This is a genomic window from Pedobacter vanadiisoli (assembly GCF_042684385.1).
Lineage (GTDB): Bacteria > Bacteroidota > Bacteroidia > Sphingobacteriales > Sphingobacteriaceae > Pedobacter > Pedobacter vanadiisoli.
In genome coordinates, this window is sequence record NZ_JBHULL010000007.1 from 1 (window position 1) to 15,212 (window position 15,212).

At 38.9% G+C, this 15,212-nt stretch carries 15 protein-coding genes; 10 read left to right on the forward strand and 5 right to left on the reverse strand.

Features of this window, described 5'->3' with window-relative positions:
- The 4 genes from ACFSR6_RS05935 to ACFSR6_RS05950 all read left to right on the forward strand — a co-directional run.
- Positions 1 to 230 (forward strand): transposase (locus ACFSR6_RS05935; protein ID WP_379076283.1); only part of this gene is annotated, 230 nt, incomplete at its 5' end.
- 399 nt (positions 231 to 629) lie between these two features.
- Positions 630 to 1,229 carry an OmpH family outer membrane protein gene (locus ACFSR6_RS05940; RefSeq protein ID WP_379076285.1) on the forward strand — a complete coding sequence of 200 codons (600 nt, stop codon included), beginning with the start codon at positions 630 to 632 and terminating at the stop codon, positions 1,227 to 1,229.
- 80 nt (positions 1,230 to 1,309) lie between these two features.
- Complete coding sequence (locus ACFSR6_RS05945) at positions 1,310 to 1,786, forward strand: nucleoside deaminase (RefSeq protein ID WP_379076288.1); 477 nt, start codon at positions 1,310 to 1,312, stop codon at positions 1,784 to 1,786.
- 43 nt (positions 1,787 to 1,829) lie between these two features.
- Positions 1,830 to 2,615: an EcsC family protein gene (locus tag ACFSR6_RS05950; protein ID WP_379076291.1), complete on the forward strand. Its 786-nt coding sequence runs from the start codon at positions 1,830 to 1,832 to the stop codon at positions 2,613 to 2,615.
- Positions 2,616 to 2,684: 69 nt separating this feature from the next.
- Here the strand turns inward: ACFSR6_RS05950 and ACFSR6_RS05955 are convergent, their stop codons facing one another.
- Positions 2,685 to 3,086: an RNA-binding S4 domain-containing protein gene (locus ACFSR6_RS05955; RefSeq protein ID WP_379076294.1), complete on the reverse strand. Its 402-nt coding sequence runs from the start codon at positions 3,084 to 3,086 to the stop codon at positions 2,685 to 2,687.
- A gap of 247 nt (positions 3,087 to 3,333) precedes the next feature.
- On the opposite strand from ACFSR6_RS05955, the gene ACFSR6_RS05960 reads away from it, so the two are divergent.
- Positions 3,334 to 4,152: a 2,3,4,5-tetrahydropyridine-2,6-dicarboxylate N-succinyltransferase gene (locus ACFSR6_RS05960; RefSeq protein WP_343523665.1), complete on the forward strand. Its 819-nt coding sequence runs from the start codon at positions 3,334 to 3,336 to the stop codon at positions 4,150 to 4,152.
- Positions 4,153 to 4,230: 78 nt separating this feature from the next.
- On the forward strand, positions 4,231 to 5,340 hold the full coding sequence (locus tag ACFSR6_RS05965) for a glycosyltransferase family 4 protein (RefSeq protein WP_379076296.1): 1,110 nt from the start codon (positions 4,231 to 4,233) through the stop codon (positions 5,338 to 5,340).
- A gap of 242 nt (positions 5,341 to 5,582) precedes the next feature.
- Here ACFSR6_RS05965 and ACFSR6_RS05970 read toward each other — a convergent pair whose 3' ends face one another.
- The 4 genes from ACFSR6_RS05970 to ACFSR6_RS05985 form a co-directional block, all read right to left on the reverse strand.
- Positions 5,583 to 6,137 (reverse strand): DUF4136 domain-containing protein, encoded by a 555-nt coding sequence (locus tag ACFSR6_RS05970; RefSeq protein ID WP_379076299.1) that lies wholly within the window; start codon positions 6,135 to 6,137, stop codon positions 5,583 to 5,585.
- Between the two features lie 183 nt (positions 6,138 to 6,320).
- Positions 6,321 to 7,787 (reverse strand): SusD/RagB family nutrient-binding outer membrane lipoprotein, encoded by a 1,467-nt coding sequence (locus tag ACFSR6_RS05975; RefSeq protein ID WP_379076301.1) that lies wholly within the window; start codon positions 7,785 to 7,787, stop codon positions 6,321 to 6,323.
- Positions 7,788 to 7,800: 13 nt separating this feature from the next.
- Positions 7,801 to 10,107: a TonB-dependent receptor domain-containing protein gene (locus ACFSR6_RS05980; protein WP_379076304.1), complete on the reverse strand. Its 2,307-nt coding sequence runs from the start codon at positions 10,105 to 10,107 to the stop codon at positions 7,801 to 7,803.
- A gap of 149 nt (positions 10,108 to 10,256) precedes the next feature.
- On the reverse strand, positions 10,257 to 11,042 hold the full coding sequence (locus ACFSR6_RS05985; protein WP_379076307.1) for a TonB-dependent receptor plug domain-containing protein: 786 nt from the start codon (positions 11,040 to 11,042) through the stop codon (positions 10,257 to 10,259).
- A gap of 134 nt (positions 11,043 to 11,176) precedes the next feature.
- Between ACFSR6_RS05985 and ACFSR6_RS05990 the strand changes: the two genes are divergently transcribed.
- The 4 genes from ACFSR6_RS05990 (at position 11,177) to miaA (ending at position 15,079) form a co-directional block, all read left to right on the forward strand.
- Positions 11,177 to 11,743, forward strand: a complete 567-nt coding sequence (locus tag ACFSR6_RS05990) for an L-threonylcarbamoyladenylate synthase (RefSeq protein WP_379076310.1) — start codon at positions 11,177 to 11,179, stop codon at positions 11,741 to 11,743.
- A gap of 116 nt (positions 11,744 to 11,859) precedes the next feature.
- A complete protein-coding gene (locus tag ACFSR6_RS05995) occupies positions 11,860 to 13,266 on the forward strand; it encodes a CCA tRNA nucleotidyltransferase (RefSeq protein WP_379076314.1) in 1,407 nt (468 codons plus the stop codon).
- A gap of 99 nt (positions 13,267 to 13,365) precedes the next feature.
- On the forward strand, positions 13,366 to 14,013 hold the full coding sequence (locus ACFSR6_RS06000) for an IS1096 element passenger TnpR family protein (RefSeq protein WP_379076317.1): 648 nt from the start codon (positions 13,366 to 13,368) through the stop codon (positions 14,011 to 14,013).
- 148 nt (positions 14,014 to 14,161) lie between these two features.
- Positions 14,162 to 15,079: a tRNA (adenosine(37)-N6)-dimethylallyltransferase MiaA gene (gene miaA / locus ACFSR6_RS06005; protein ID WP_379076320.1), complete on the forward strand. Its 918-nt coding sequence runs from the start codon at positions 14,162 to 14,164 to the stop codon at positions 15,077 to 15,079.
- Positions 15,080 to 15,212: the final 133 nt, after the last annotated feature.

Consider the following 15,212-nt stretch of genomic DNA (forward strand, 5'->3'; position numbering starts at 1 on the left):
GAATTACACAGAGTATGTCGAGAAAGGGCAACTGCCTGGATAATGCCATAATGGAAAACTTTTTTGGTACGCTAAAGTCTGAAATGTTCTACCGCAAAAAATACCTGTCGGTGGAGGAACTGAAGGGCGATGTTGATGAGTATATTAATTATTATAACAATAAAAGGATAAGATTGAACTTAAATGGAATGAGCCCGGTTGAATACCGGGCACAAGTCTTAAATAATTAATAAGTTTGTCCAACTTTTTGGGGGCAGTCCACGCAGCGAGGACTATTAGCGAAAGCAGGACTGCATACCGCCAAGAACCACAAACCGCTCATTTCCTAATTCTATTCTGGCGAGAAACTTACAGATAGAATAAAAGGTTTTATGACCCGTGCAGACACAAACCACGGCGACAGGGTTTTATAGAAAATAAAGGTTTGTAGTACGGGGGACTCGAACCATGCCGCCAGGAATAAATTCTATAAGATTGCACGGCCAACCTTTAGTCGCTTAGCCTTAAGTAAATTAAACACTTTACGCAATACGCAGAACGCAAAACAGAACTTGTACCCTAACAGGCCTCTCTTTAAATTGCATATCAAAACTAATTTATATAAGTTTGCTAAAATTTATTAAACAATAATGGAAAGAAGAACCTTTAAAACCTTTGGTTTACTTGCAACAGCAACTTTGATAACTGCTTTCTCTGCATGCCAGAACAAAGACACTAAAACTACTGAAACTAAAAAAACAGAGGGTACTACTGCAGCGGTTTCTCCAACTGAGAAAATTGTATTTGTAAACTCCGACTCTTTACTTACAAAATATGAATACTTCAAAGATCTTAAAGTGAAATTTGAAGGAAAAACCAAAAATGCACAGGCAGATATGCAGGCTAAAGGTCAGGCTTTTCAAAGAGAAGTTGCTCAATACCAGCAATCGGCCTCTACTTTATCTGCCGATCAGCGCAAAAGTACTGAAGAGCGTTTAGCACGTAAACAACAAGAACTGCAAACCTACCAGCAAAATGCAGGTGGTGCTTTACAGAATGAGCAAGCTGCTGAAAACGAAAAGTTATATGATAAAGTAGCCGATTATTTAAAAGGTTATGCCAAACAAAAAGGATATAAAATGGTATTGACCTATTCGAAAGGCAACAGCGCCATTTTATTTGCCGATGAGAGTTTAGATGTAACTTCAGAGGTAATTAAGGGCTTAAATGCTGAATACAGCAAAAAATAAACGATAAAATATTTAAATCAGGATGCCCCGCTCAAAACGGGGCATTTTTTTTGTGCCGATTTTTTCGGATATTAGAAACTATGGAAAAACAGCATCAGGAATTTATGCAGATGGCCATCGATCTATCTGTACAGAATGTAAGCGAAAGCATTGGCGGGCCTTTTGGCGCTGTAGTGGTAAAAGACGGCAAGGTGATTGCCAAATCGGCTAATAAGGTCACTTCTACCAATGATCCGACTGCACATGCAGAGGTTTCGGCCATCAGGCTGGCCTGTACAGAATTGAATACTTTCGATTTAAGCGGCTGCGTAATTTACACCAGCTGTGAACCCTGCCCTATGTGTTTAGGAGCTATTTATTGGGCAAGGATCGATACCATTTACTATGCAAATACCAAGGCTGATGCTGAGAATATAGGTTTTAGTGATAAATTTATATATGAAGAATTAGATAAACCAATGGAAAAAAGGAGTCTTCAGGTTATCCAGCTGATGCGTGATGAAGCTTTATTGGCCTTTTCGCTATGGGAAACTTCTGCCATGCGGATCAACTACTAGTATACGGCCATAAAACAAATACTGGTTGTTAAGTGTCTGTTTTATGAAAACAAGGATGAATTACGAGGAAAAAATAAACAGCGAACTGGAATTCTGGAAGTTTAAGACCTTACAGAAACCCTCGCTCCTGAGCAAAGTAACTGGTAAAGTTCAGAAGAAAATAAATAGTTACATTCCGGATAAAGTACATAGTGCCATTACCACCGCAATAAAGCAGATGGTTAAGGCTGTTCTTTTTGGTTCTACATTTACAACATCGAAACCCATCACCGATTTAACTTTAATGCACCGTGAAGCATTGGTGAAACAAAAAATTGATAATTACAAAAAAACCGGAGCTGCGGAGGGTGGAATTACAGGTGCCGGTGGCTTTTTAATGAGCCTGGCGGATTTCCCCTTACTGCTGGGTATTAAAATGAAGATGCTTTTTGATATCGCTGCGGTTTACGGATACGATGTTAAAGATTATCGTGAGCGTTTATACATTTTACATATTTTTCAACTGGCCTTTTCGAGCAAGGAAGAAAGCCAGAATGTATTTTTTAAAATGCAGAACTGGGACGATAAAGCACACCAGTTACCCACCAACATTGATGAGTTTGATTGGCTCACTTTTCAGCAACAATACCGCGATTATATCGATTTAGCTAAACTGGCTCAACTACTTCCTTTTGTAGGCGCAGCAGTTGGTGCTGTAGCCAATTATAAATTGATTGAAAAACTGGGTAAAACAGCCATGATGAGTTATAGAATGAGGTATTTTAGTCTTCAGTCCATAGTCTTGAGTCATGAGTCAAGCAATGATTTCAGACTTGAAAAAGGAGATTAATGTTTATTCCAAAGTCTGTTGCTAAGAGTTAAACAGACTGTAGACTTCGGACTCAAGACTGAGGACTAACTAATCTTCTTCCTCAAACATCCCACCCAATAAATCATCGGTTTCACGCCGGTCTTTTTTAGTCGGACGGCCAGTTCCCCTATCGCGTTTCAGGCTTGGTGCATGGAACATCGATTTAAAGGCATGCGTTTCTTCAACAGGGGTTAAATCTTTATATTTAGTTAAGGCAGTTGGCGAATCTGTTCTGTTATATGAAAGTTCTACCACCTCAATAATTTTCCTCTCGATGCCTTTCGATACATGATAAACATCGCCAACTTTTACAATGGCCGAAGGTTTGATATTCTGTCCTTTCAACTTTACTCTTCCGGCTTTACAGGCATCTGTTGCAAGGCTCCTGGTTTTAAATAACCTGATCGCCCATAAATATTTATCTATCCTAAGTTTTTCTGTTTCTGTCATAAAGGTTCAAAAATACGCAATTCGGGTTAATTGTTTGAACTGACTAATCGGTTAAATGACATGTGTATTAGTTATATGAAGCATATTCCGGTAATTAACCCAATTTAAATACTTTATCAACCAGCCTTTATCCCTGCAGTTAATCAATTTAAACAATTAACGTGTTAACCAAAAGAACAAACAATTTAAACAATTAACCATTTAATAAGCAAAAATTGATTTATTTTGCGTAAAATTTAAAAACATCATGTATTCAGATTTAAAGAAATTAATTGAAGCCGCTTGGGAAGACAGAACCCTATTACAATATAGCAACTATTGCGAAGCCATCGAAACTGTAATTCAGGGTTTAGATAAAGGCGAAATCCGTGTTGCAGAACCAGTTTTAAACTCTTGGGGCATTAATGAATGGGTAAAAAAGGCGGTAATTTTATATTTCCCGATCCGTGAGATGAAAGAAATTAAAAATGGCCCTTTTGTTTACCATGATAAAATGGAATTAAAAACCGATTACAAGGCAACAGGTGTTCGCGTTGTACCTATGGCAAGTGCGCGTTACGGTTCGTTTTTGGCAAAAGGTGTAATCATGATGCCATCATATGTTAATATTGGCGCTTATGTTGATGAAGGTACCATGGTTGATACCTGGGCTACCGTTGGCTCTTGTGCACAGATTGGTAAACGTGTGCACTTAAGTGGTGGTGTAGGCATTGGCGGTGTTTTAGAACCTGTACAGGCTGCTCCGGTAATTATCGAAGATGATGCTTTCTTAGGTTCAAGGGCTATTGTGGTAGAAGGTGTTAAAGTAGAAAGAGAAGCAGTGCTTGGAGCCAATGTTGTATTAACTGCATCGACCAAAATTATTGATGTTACCGGCCCAACACCTGTTGAATATAAAGGCATTGTTCCAGCACGTTCAGTTGTAATTCCTGGAAGTTATACCAAAAAATTCCCTGCGGGCGAATTTCAGGTACCTTGTGCTTTAATTATCGGAAAACGTAAAGAAAGTACAGATAAGAAAACTTCACTTAATGATGCGTTAAGGGAAAATAATGTAGCAGTATAAATGGTTTAAGGTATAGGGCTTAAGGTGTAAGGCAACACCCAAAGCCTTAAACCTTTTACCTCAAACCTTACACCTCTAATGAAGATTGGATTCGATGGCAAACGTGCTGCCAACAATTTAACCGGATTGGGCAATTATAGCCGGTCTTTAATTGAGCATTTGGCATACCAGTTTCCGGAACACGAGTACATGGTTTATTCGCCAAAAGTAAAACAATCTAAACAGATCGATGCTTTTTTTAAAAAGGATAACATCGAACTTAAACTCCCTAAAAATGGTCCGTTTTTATGGAGAACCTTAAATATCCTTAAAGATTTAAATCAGGATGGTTGCCAGATTTTTCACGGCCTTAGTCACGAAATTCCAATGGCCATACAACATACCAGGATTAAATCAATTGTTACTATTCACGATCTGATTTTTCTTCGTTTCCCTCAGTACTATAAATTTATTGACCGGAAATTATACGAATGGAAAAGTAAATCGGCCTGTAAAAATGCCAATAAAATTATCGCCATCAGCGAAAAAACAAAAAAGGATATTATTGATTTATACGGAATCGATCCTGAAAAGATACAAGTGATTTATCAAAGCTGTGATGACAGCTTTAAAACCCCTTTTCCAAAAGAAACCCTAAGCCGCATCAAGGTAACCTATAAACTACCCGAAAAATATATCCTGAACGTTGGCACCATTGAGGAACGTAAAAATCTGAAATTGGCGGTACAGGCATTAAAAAATGTTGATGAGGAGTATAAACTTGTGGTGATAGGTAAACAAACGGGTTATTTTAAAACTGTAGAAAAGGAAATTGAAAAACTTGACTTAAAAGATCGCATCATATTCTTAAAAAACATTCCCTTTGCCGATCTGCCAGGCATTTACCAAATGGCCGGCGTTTTTGTTTATCCTTCATTTTATGAGGGTTTTGGCATCCCCATTATTGAGGCTTTGTATTCAGGCATTCCGGTGGTTGCAGCCACAGGCTCGTGCCTGGAAGAAGCCGGTGGACCAAACAGCTTATATGTTTCGCCAAACGATGCCGACGGACTGGCAAAATCCATCAATCAAATTCTGGAAAATCCTGAGCTCCAAAAAAAAATGAAGGAAAAAGGATTCGAATTTGTTCAAAAGTTTAACAGTTCTGTTGTTACAAAGCAGTTAATGGATTGTTATCTATCCCTTTGATAAGTAGCTTTTTCGTTAAGATTTTTTCAAGTTTATATAAGTCTAGCTTTTATAGCTGAAAAGCAAGGCCAATGCCCTATTAAATGTTAGTATTACCATTGCTGCAGGTCTTCGCGCATGCTTCATTACAGGCTTTACGCGAATTTCAGGTTTAAATTATGGCAACCTGTACTTAAAACATAAAAGAGGCCTGAATTTATTTAAAATTCAAGCCTCTTTGGTTCCTTTAATTAATTTTATATTTATTTAGCAGCAGTAACAGTTGGAGGATATTGCGCCAATATTTCTTTTACTCCAGTGTACAAACGTTGTTCTCTTTTATTAAAATTATCGAGGTTAAAACCTGATCCCTGTCCGTGCCAGAATAAAATCTTTTTAGCCGGATCGAGGAAATCGATGATAATGGTACCATCAATATATTGGTTTACATAGGTTCCGCCGCCCCAGAAAGGATTTCCCCAGCCGCCACGCCAGCCCCAACCCCAGCCACCATAGTAAGCCGGACCATAAACATCAGTTTTTTCTCTGGCTACCACAACCAGGTTAACCAATAGATCTGGTCGGTCTGATTTCGTAAATCCCTTTGCGTTCATTTCAGATTCAACTGCAGCCATTAACCTCCGCTTGTCTAAATTGTTAAGCTTAACCCTGGCTATGCCTTTATCGTAAAAATTGTAAGTTCTGTAACCGCTTAAATCAACATTTTTATCATAATCAGATGCGGTACGGAGTGTTGTACATCCTGCTAATGCCAATACCACTGTAAAAAGCATTAATAATTTTTGTGCTGTTTTCATTTTTTGTGCGCTCTTGTATAAATAACCTGACATAAATATAACGATATTGCAAATCAAATATTGAATCATTTAAATTTTTTACAATTAGATTGTTATTCGAAAAAGCAATCAATAGATATAAAATAATAACTCCCGGATGCCTGTGGCATCCGGGAGTTATCAATACTTCATTTAAGAATTAACTTAATTTACATCCCAGAAAATTTTGGTAGTAATTAAATCACCGCCAATGGCAGATGCAGCTGCCGAACGGTTGGCACCGTTTAAGGTTTGCTCATTAATCGGATAAATTAAACGTAACGGGATTTGTAATCCTGAAGGAACACTTTGTCCGGGAGGAGCAGTTTGTGCACTTGGCGGGCTTAATTTAGGAAAATCAAGACGCTTCCATTCAATCCACGCATCATACCCCCTGTTATAGAGCGCAATCCATTTTTGATTCCCAATAATTTCCTTATAATTATTAGTTGTTGATGCCGTTAAATAGGCAACATCAGGCCTCGCTAAATAGGTCGCAGCATCGGCATCGGTACCTCCCCAGTAAATAATAGAAGCCGTAATGCCTTTATTATAGTGATCTGCAGGGCTGCCAGTTACTGCAAACCCACGGGCGCCAGCTTCAGCAAGGGCAAACTCAACCTCAGAATAATCAAGCAATAATGCTTCAAAATCCAGTGCAATAACTTTATCGCTTATATTGGAAAAATTGGAAGCCGAATTTGTAAAGCCATAATCGCCACCAATATATACATTACCAACAGGTTTAAAGAAACCTGGTCTTCTTGGATCTGACAGTGTATTTAGCCGATCTACAAATGCTTTCGCTCCAACATAATCTTTCCTTTTTGTTCTGGCGGCGTTTATATTTTCAGAAACAGGATTGTTATTTGGCGTGCTGCTTAAATATTTAAACTTGGCATTATCGGCATTACTGGTAAAAACATTTGGCGCAGCAGCCTCAATAATTGTTTTTGCTTTTGCAGCGTCTTTATCAGCCAGAATTAATCCTAAACGAAGTTTTAAGGAGTTACCAAATTTCTTCCACAATACCATATTACCATCGTAAATAACATCTGCCCCGCCAGTGAAACCCGTACCTGTTGTATTAATTGCTGCCAGTGCCGCATCTAAACGAACAAGCAAATCAGCATAAATGGTGGCTGCATCGTCATATTGAGGCTGGGTGTTTGCTATATTTAATGCTTGTTTATATGGAACATTACCAAACGTATTTACCAGGGATGACCAGGCCATAATTTCCATAATCTCGATCTGGGCAGTTTCGTTTGCCTTTAATACCGGGGTAATAAATAGATCCTCGGCAACTAAACGTTTAGATTCTTTTAAATCCATTAATACATCCCGGTATATAGCTTGCCAAAAAGCCTGAGGCAAGGGCCTTGCAAGTAAATTATAGCGGGGTTCATCAAGATATTCGGTAGAGGTCCAGTATTGAACATAGAAGCGAAAAACATTTGTATTTACACTTGGTGAGGTTAATACATCCGAATAACTTTTTAATGCTGCGGTAAACAGGGTTGGGGCAGTTGCTGTTGGCGAGTTTTTCTGGTCGGTATTATAATCGCCCAAATTCTTTGCGCAGGAGCTAAAAAAAGCTACTGCAATCAAAATAATATATATTCTTTTCATGATTATGCTTAAATTAAAGTTTAAATTTGACATTAAAACCGATCGTTCTAACTGCTGGATATGATCCACTCTGATAACCAAGAAGATTACCTGAACTCAAACCGTCTTCAGGATCTGCATATGGTACATTTTTGTGAATAATCCATAAGTTACGCCCAAGAAGAGAAACATCAATCCCTTTAAACGGATGAATTTTCCGAATCCATTTTTCAGGCAGTGAGTAGGTTAAAGAAACTTCTCTTAATTTCACATAACTGGCATCATAAACTGTAGAGGCCCTGGGAGGGTTGTTAGGATAACCATAAGCAGAACCGCCCGAGGTTGAAACATCAATGCGTTTATCATTTGGAGTACCATCTTCCTTAACTCCAGGCAAAATAATTCCACCTCCATTTGCCAAAGTATTTCTTTTGGGATTACCCAAATCATTTAAGCCGGCCGTCTCCGGATACATACCGGTTCCTAAACCATACCATTGATCGAGTGAGAAAAGACTCCCGCCCTTACGGATATCAACTAAAAAGTTTAAGGCAACGTTTTTATAATGGAATGTGTTTCCAATACCGGCTAAAAAGTCGGGGTTCGGATCTCCGATAATCTCGGCCGAACTTGAGGTTGCTTTATAGTATCCGTTTGCTCCAACAACTGGCTGACCATTAATATAAATATAATTTGTACCCCTTATTACACCATAAGGCTGCCCTAGTGCTGCATTTAAGGTTACTCCGCCTGATAACGAAGCCAATTCGATATTACCTCCTGCCCCTTCATACAGAGACAGTACCTTATTCCGGTTAACGGTGAAGTTAACATTCATTCTCCATGAAAAATCTTTAGTCCTTATCGGAACGCCAAATAAAGATGCTTCAATACCTTTATTCTCAACTTCTCCTGCATTAACAAACAATTGGCTATACCCTGACGATGAACTAACAGTTACAGGAGTAATCTGATCTACCGTTCTTGTTTTGTATAAAGTAAGTTCAAAACCTAAACGTTCTTTAAAAAATGCGGCATCTAAACCTGCCTCTACACTTTTAGTACGCTCAGGCTTTAAATTTTGATTATTCTTAACATTATTTACAGAAAACAATGGAATAGATCCAAATGCAGTAGGTTTGGTATAGGTATCGTAAACACTTAAGGGAGGTGCATCCGCTCCTACTTCAGCATAATTTAACCTTACTTTACCATAAGATAACCAGGTTTGTTCTTTTAAAAGATTAGAAAAGGCAAAGCTACCGGCAACAGATGGATACCAAAAAACATTATTACCAACTGGCAATGTAGTTGACTGATCCCTGCGGATTGTTGCATCTAAAAACAAATAGTCTTTATACCCAAAGGTTGCACTTGCAAAATGACCATCAACAGCGCGTCGTGTGTATAATTCTTGGGGCGCTTCAATAGGGCTTACTGAATTAGATAGTGCGTAAAATTCAGGAACAACAAGACCGCCATTAGTTTGGGCACGGATAGAGGTTAATTTATCACGACGTAGGTTTGCCCCTAATAAACCTTTAAAGGATATATCTTCGGTAATGTTTTTATTAAAATTTAACAATAAATCATAGTTTGTTTCACCGTATGTACGATTGGTACGTGCATAAGAAGGTACAGCGGTACTTCCAACGGCAATCCGTTCCTGTTGCAGATCGTAAGTTCCATCATAAGAAATACGTCCTACCACATCAAACCAACTATTCACTTTGTAACTTAAACTAATGTTTCCAAAGTAATGATCGCGGGTATCATTTACATAATTTTTATACCTGTTAAAGTAAGGGTTATCTGCGTATATTGGATTGGTTGCTTTGGTATCAGACCAGTTCCAGCTTACATTTTTTCCATTTCTGAAGTATGCTTCTTTAAGTTCTGCAATGTCGACATTGGTTTGCCACCACTGGCGGAAGCCCTGATTAGGATTTAAACCGCTATAACCTGTACCATAACGCCCCATTCCATCTATTTTAGAATAGTTTGCAGAAGCACTGGCAACCAGATCTTTTGCGATTTCATACCCTGCTCCAAAATTAAACAGGTTTTTTGTAATCTTACTATTGGGTAAAACACCATTTTCATCATTACGTGTATATCCCATTTTGAAGGTTCCTCTTCCTCCTCCCCCATCTACACTAATGCTTTGATTGGAAACAACAGCGGTTTCGTAAAAAGTTTCCGGGCTATTTTCTCTGGCTACCCATGGTGTTTTCTTTTTATAGTTGGGAGAAAACGGATCTAATGAAGACCACTGATAAACCAATAAATTTGGATCAAATTTTGGTCCATAAGATGCATCCGCACTGAATTGAGGCGTCATCTCTTTACTTCCTGTTCCAAAAATATCACGGTACCAGAAACCAGGAACTGGAACCGGGTTGCCTACTCCATCAGTGGCAGGGCTACCATAACCAGCGCCATACTCCTTTTGATATTTAACAAAAGTACTTTTATCAATTTTGCCAAAACTTACCCCACTGTTGACGGTAATATTGGTCGAACCTTTTGCGCCCTTTTTGTAGTGATAATGATTACACCGTTGGCAGCCCTCGATCCGTACAATGCAGTAGCTGCAGAACCTTTTAATACAGTCATTGAAGCCACGTCATCCGGGTTAATATCAGCAGCAGCATTTCCGAAGTCGTAGCCAGCTCTGCCTGTTTGCTGGTTGGTTGTATTTGTATTTGCGTTACTTACAGGCACTCCATCAACAATAAATAGCGCCTGGTTATTACCACTAATGGATTTGAAACCACGGATAACCACATTTGTTGATCCCCCCATGGCATTACTGCGTTTAATATCGAGTCCTGCAACTTTTCCCCCTAATGAATTGACGAGATTATTGTCTCTGGTCCTGGTAATATCCTCAGCTTTTACTTCCTGGGCAGAATACGGTAGTTCGTTTTTCTTTCTTGTAATACCCAAGGCGGTTACCACTACCTGTGCTAATTCCTGTGCATCAGCAGCTAACGAAACACTTACCACATTTGATGAAGAAATCGGAACACTTTGACCCTTATATCCAATGAAGGTAAATTCAAGCGTCGTCGAGCTTGTGGGAACCCGGAGTGTAAACTTTCCATCTGCGTTTGTTACGGTACCGATTTTGCTTCCTTTAGCCATTACGCTTACACCCGGGAGGGGCAGTCCGTCTTCTTTTGAGACAACCGTGCCTGTTACTGTTTTGTCCTGAGCAAATGCCGAGACAGCAAAAAACAGCACAAAGCACAGGCTTTGCAATAGTTTTTTCATAAATATTTTGTTTAAGGTTAAATGATTAGTGCGGCTAATATAGAAAAATATCTACTTTTAAATAAATTTAGCATTACAAACGATGTACATATTCTAATACATACCGAATCTGTCATTATCAACTACCTTTGCATATGCTTAAAGAAGAAATAAATAAGGCTTTAGAAGTATTAAAATCAGGAGGGGTAATTTTATATCCTACTGATACCATTTGGGGGCTAGGCTGTGATGCAACAAACGAAGAGGCTGTTGATAAACTACTGAAAATTAAAAACAGGCCAGCCGAAAAAAGCTTAATTGTGTTACTGGATGTAGACAGCAAACTGCAGAGCTATGTTACTGAAATACCTGATGTGGCTTACGATCTGATCGAATATGCTGAAAGTCCACTGACGATCATTTTTTCAGGTGCCAAAAACCTGGCTCAAAATGTAATCAATGCGGATGGCAGCGTAGGCATCAGGATTGTTAAGCACGATTTTTGCACCCCTTTAATTCAGCGTTTCCGGAAGCCCATCGTATCAACCTCTGCAAACCTGAGCGGACAGCCTTCTCCAAAATTCTTCGATGATATTGATCCTGCTATTCTTGATGCAGTTGATTATGTAGTAGATTTTGAGCAGGAAAACCGGAGCAGCAGAAAACCGTCTACAATTATGAAACTTTCTCCAGGTGGACAGTTCGAATTTATCAGGAAGTAAGCCTCAATAGTTTTTACTAATTTCGCATCATTAAGTCATTCGTCACCTGGTTTATTTTTTGGGTCTTATATTAATAATAGGTACTTAAATAAATTCAGCATGATGAAACAATTTTTATGCAACAACACCTACAAAACCCCATATTTAAAACCTTATCAGCCATAGCAGATAAGAACAATACCGAAGCCTATGTAATAGGCGGTTTTGTGCGCGATTTATTTTTAAACCGCCCGTCAAAAGATATTGATGTGGTAGTGGTAGGTAGCGGAATCGAATATGCCGAAGCCGTAGGGCGGAAATTAAACACCAAAGTAGCTGTATTTAAGAATTTTGGAACTGCAAACATTAAATATCAGGATTTAGAGGTCGAGTTTGTAGGAGCCAGAAAAGAATCTTATCGGTCAGATTCGCGCAAACCCATTGTTGAAGACGGCACTTTAGAAGATGATCAGCTCCGCAGGGATTTTACCATCAATGCGTTGGCAATAAATTTAAATGCAGAGCATTTTGGCGAGCTTTTAGATCCTTTTGATGGCGTTAAAGATCTGGAAAATAAACTGATCCGTACCCCGCTCGATCCGGAAATTACTTTTTCTGACGACCCCCTGCGCATGATGCGGGCCATTCGTTTCGCTTCACAACTCAATTTCGATATCGATCCGGCTGCACTTCAAGCCATTAAAACACAGAAACAGCGTATTGGCATTGTATCTAAAGAACGGATTACTGATGAACTGAATAAAATCATATTATCTAAAAAACCGTCAGTAGGCTTTAAATACCTTTTCGATACGGGATTATTACATTTAATTTTCCCTCAAATGGCACAGCTTTATGGCGTGGAAATTATTAAGGGTAAGGGCCATAAAGATAATTTCTACCATACTTTAGAGGTACTGGATAATATTTGCGAAAATACTGATGATTTATGGTTGCGCTGGGCAGCTATTTTACACGACATTGCCAAACCGGCAACCAAACGTTTTGAAGAGGGCCATGGCTGGACTTTCCACGGGCATGAAGACCGCGGTGCGCGTATGGTACCGAAAATTTTTGCGCAATTAAAACTTCCCTTAAATGAAAAAATGAAGTATGTGCAAAAACTGGTACAGCTTCATTTGCGTCCGATTGTTTTGGCACAGGAAACCGTAACCGATTCAGCAGTTAGGCGATTGCTTTTTGATGCCGGCGAAGAAATAGAAAGCCTTATGTTACTCTGCAACGCCGATGTAACCACTAAAAATGAGTACAAAAAAACAAAATACAGAAACAATTTTGAGCTTGTAAAACAAAAGCTCAAAGATGTGGAAGAACGCGATAAAATCAGGAACTGGCAGCCACCAATTACAGGTAACGATATTATGGAGACTTTCGGCCTCGAAGCAGGAAAAGAAGTTGGTATGATTAAAAATGCCATTCGTGAAGCCATATTGGAGGGCGAAATCAAAAATGATTACCAGGAAGCATTCGATTTTATGCTCAATCAGGCAAAACAAATGGGATTAAATCCTGTTAATAAATAATTTAATTGCCCGAATTACGAACTTAGGATGCCTTTTATGGCATTTGATGTTTGTGGTAATTATAAATTAACTTTATTTTTACGGTTCCAAAATACAATAATGGCTATTTATAAATTTAGAATTACTTTCGAAGATTTTGATGATGTTGTAAGAGAGATCGACATTAAATCAAACCAAACATTTGAAGACCTGCACAAGGCTATCCACCGGTCTACAGGTTATAACGCCGAAAAATCTTCGTCTTTTTATGTAAGCACCGATAACTGGTTAAAAGGTGATGAAATTGCTTATTTACCTAGCGAGCGTAAAAAAGACCGTGTAGTTTTAATGGAAAATTCTAAATTGAGCGGTTTTATAGAAGATCCGCACCAAAAATTTTATTACACTTATAATTTCGACCGTCCTTACGATTTTCACGTTGAACTGGTAAAAATCATTTTGGATGCCGATCCTAATATCGAATACCCGTTTTTGGCCAAAAGCAGTGGCGACGCGCCAAAAATTATGGAGCAAAATAGTCCGCAGGCAGTTGATCCAAGGGGAGCTGCGGCGGCGGCAAGTGAATTTGATTTCCTTAACGAAATGGATTTTGTACCTGAAGATACCGACGAGCTTGAAGCAATGGGCGAAATGGGCATTAACGAAGAAGAAAGGGACGAAGAGGAAGAAAACGAAGAAGACGAATTTGGCGATGAGTTTTCAGACAATGATCACTACGATGAGGATGGTCATAAAGATGACTATTAATTCGTTTCTATTGTTAGGCTGACTGAAAGCTGTACAATAAAACGAACTTACTGAAAGTGATTTATTGCGGCCCCTGCTGAAGAAGTTATGATCAATATTGAGTCAGATGTACCTTACATCTGACTTTTTCTTTTAAAGTATCATATCAATGATAAAAAAACCATTTAAAAAAACCTTAATCTCTATTGTTGGTCCTACGGCAATAGGTAAAACAGTCCTGGCCATTCAGATTGCCAAGCATTTCGGCACAGAAATTATTTCTGCAGATTCGCGCCAGTTTTTTAAGGAAATGGCAATTGGCACGGCCAAACCCAACGCGGAAGAATTGGCTGCAGCAAAACATCATTTTATTGATTCACATGCCGTAACGCAACTGTTCAGTACAGGCGATTTTGAGGTAGAAGGCTTAAAAAAACTCGAAGAAATTTTCCGGGAGCACGATGTAGCCATTATGGTTGGCGGATCAGGCCTGTATGTAAATGCTTTAATTAACGGCTTGGATGAAATGCCAGATATCGATCTATCCATCAGGGAAAAACTGAACAGGCAATTTGAAGAAGAAGGCTTAGCCGTTATACAAAATCAACTGGCACATTTAGATCCCGAATATTTTGCAAAAGTAGATCAGCAGAACCCGCAAAGAATGATCAGGGGTCTGGAGGTTTTCCTCTCAACTGGGAAAAAGCTTTCCTCAATGCTATCGGCCACCAAAAAGGAAAGACCGTTTAATATCATCAAGATTGGCCTGAATACCGACAGGGCTGTTTTATACGACAGGATCAACAGAAGGGTTGATCAAATGATTGCAGAAGGCCTTCTGGATGAAGTGAAAGTACTTACCCCATTTAAACAGTATAATGCACTTAATACCGTTGGTTACAGCGAGCTTTTCGATTACCTGGACGGGAAATTATCATTGGAAGATGCCATTGCTGCTATTAAGCAAAATACCCGCCGTTTTGCAAAACGCCAGCTTACCTGGTTTAGGAGAGATTCGGAAATTAACTGGTTTGAGCCAGATGAAAAGGAGAAAATAATTCAGTTGATAAACGAAAAGCTGGAGTAATAAAAAAGCTATCTCATTTTAGTTTGTCATCCTGAGCCTGTCGAAGAACTCGTCAAAATGCTCATCTACGCATTTCGACAAGCTCAACAAGACATTCTCCGAAGTTGAATTTATGAGATAGCTTTTTTTTGAA

Coding starts and splice junctions, on each gene's coding strand:
- ACFSR6_RS05950 (WP_379076291.1), top strand. CDS start 1,830: ATGAAAACAAGGATGAATTACGAGGAAAAAATAAACAGCGAACTGGAA.
- ACFSR6_RS05990 (WP_379076310.1), top strand. CDS start 11,177: ATGCTTAAAGAAGAAATAAATAAGGCTTTAGAAGTATTAAAATCAGGA.
- ACFSR6_RS05965 (WP_379076296.1), top strand. CDS start 4,231: ATGAAGATTGGATTCGATGGCAAACGTGCTGCCAACAATTTAACCGGA.
- ACFSR6_RS05985 (WP_379076307.1), bottom strand. CDS start 11,042: ATGAAAAAACTATTGCAAAGCCTGTGCTTTGTGCTGTTTTTTGCTGTC.
- ACFSR6_RS05955 (WP_379076294.1), bottom strand. CDS start 3,086: ATGACAGAAACAGAAAAACTTAGGATAGATAAATATTTATGGGCGATC.
- ACFSR6_RS06000 (WP_379076317.1), top strand. CDS start 13,366: ATGGCTATTTATAAATTTAGAATTACTTTCGAAGATTTTGATGATGTT.
- ACFSR6_RS05945 (WP_379076288.1), top strand. CDS start 1,310: ATGGAAAAACAGCATCAGGAATTTATGCAGATGGCCATCGATCTATCT.
- ACFSR6_RS05940 (WP_379076285.1), top strand. CDS start 630: ATGGAAAGAAGAACCTTTAAAACCTTTGGTTTACTTGCAACAGCAACT.
- ACFSR6_RS05960 (WP_343523665.1), top strand. CDS start 3,334: ATGTATTCAGATTTAAAGAAATTAATTGAAGCCGCTTGGGAAGACAGA.
- ACFSR6_RS05980 (WP_379076304.1), bottom strand. CDS start 10,107: ATGACGCCTCAATTCAGTGCGGATGCATCTTATGGACCAAAATTTGAT.
- ACFSR6_RS05995 (WP_379076314.1), top strand. CDS start 11,860: ATGCAACAACACCTACAAAACCCCATATTTAAAACCTTATCAGCCATA.
- miaA (WP_379076320.1), top strand. CDS start 14,162: ATGATAAAAAAACCATTTAAAAAAACCTTAATCTCTATTGTTGGTCCT.
- ACFSR6_RS05975 (WP_379076301.1), bottom strand. CDS start 7,787: ATGAAAAGAATATATATTATTTTGATTGCAGTAGCTTTTTTTAGCTCC.
- ACFSR6_RS05970 (WP_379076299.1), bottom strand. CDS start 6,137: ATGAAAACAGCACAAAAATTATTAATGCTTTTTACAGTGGTATTGGCA.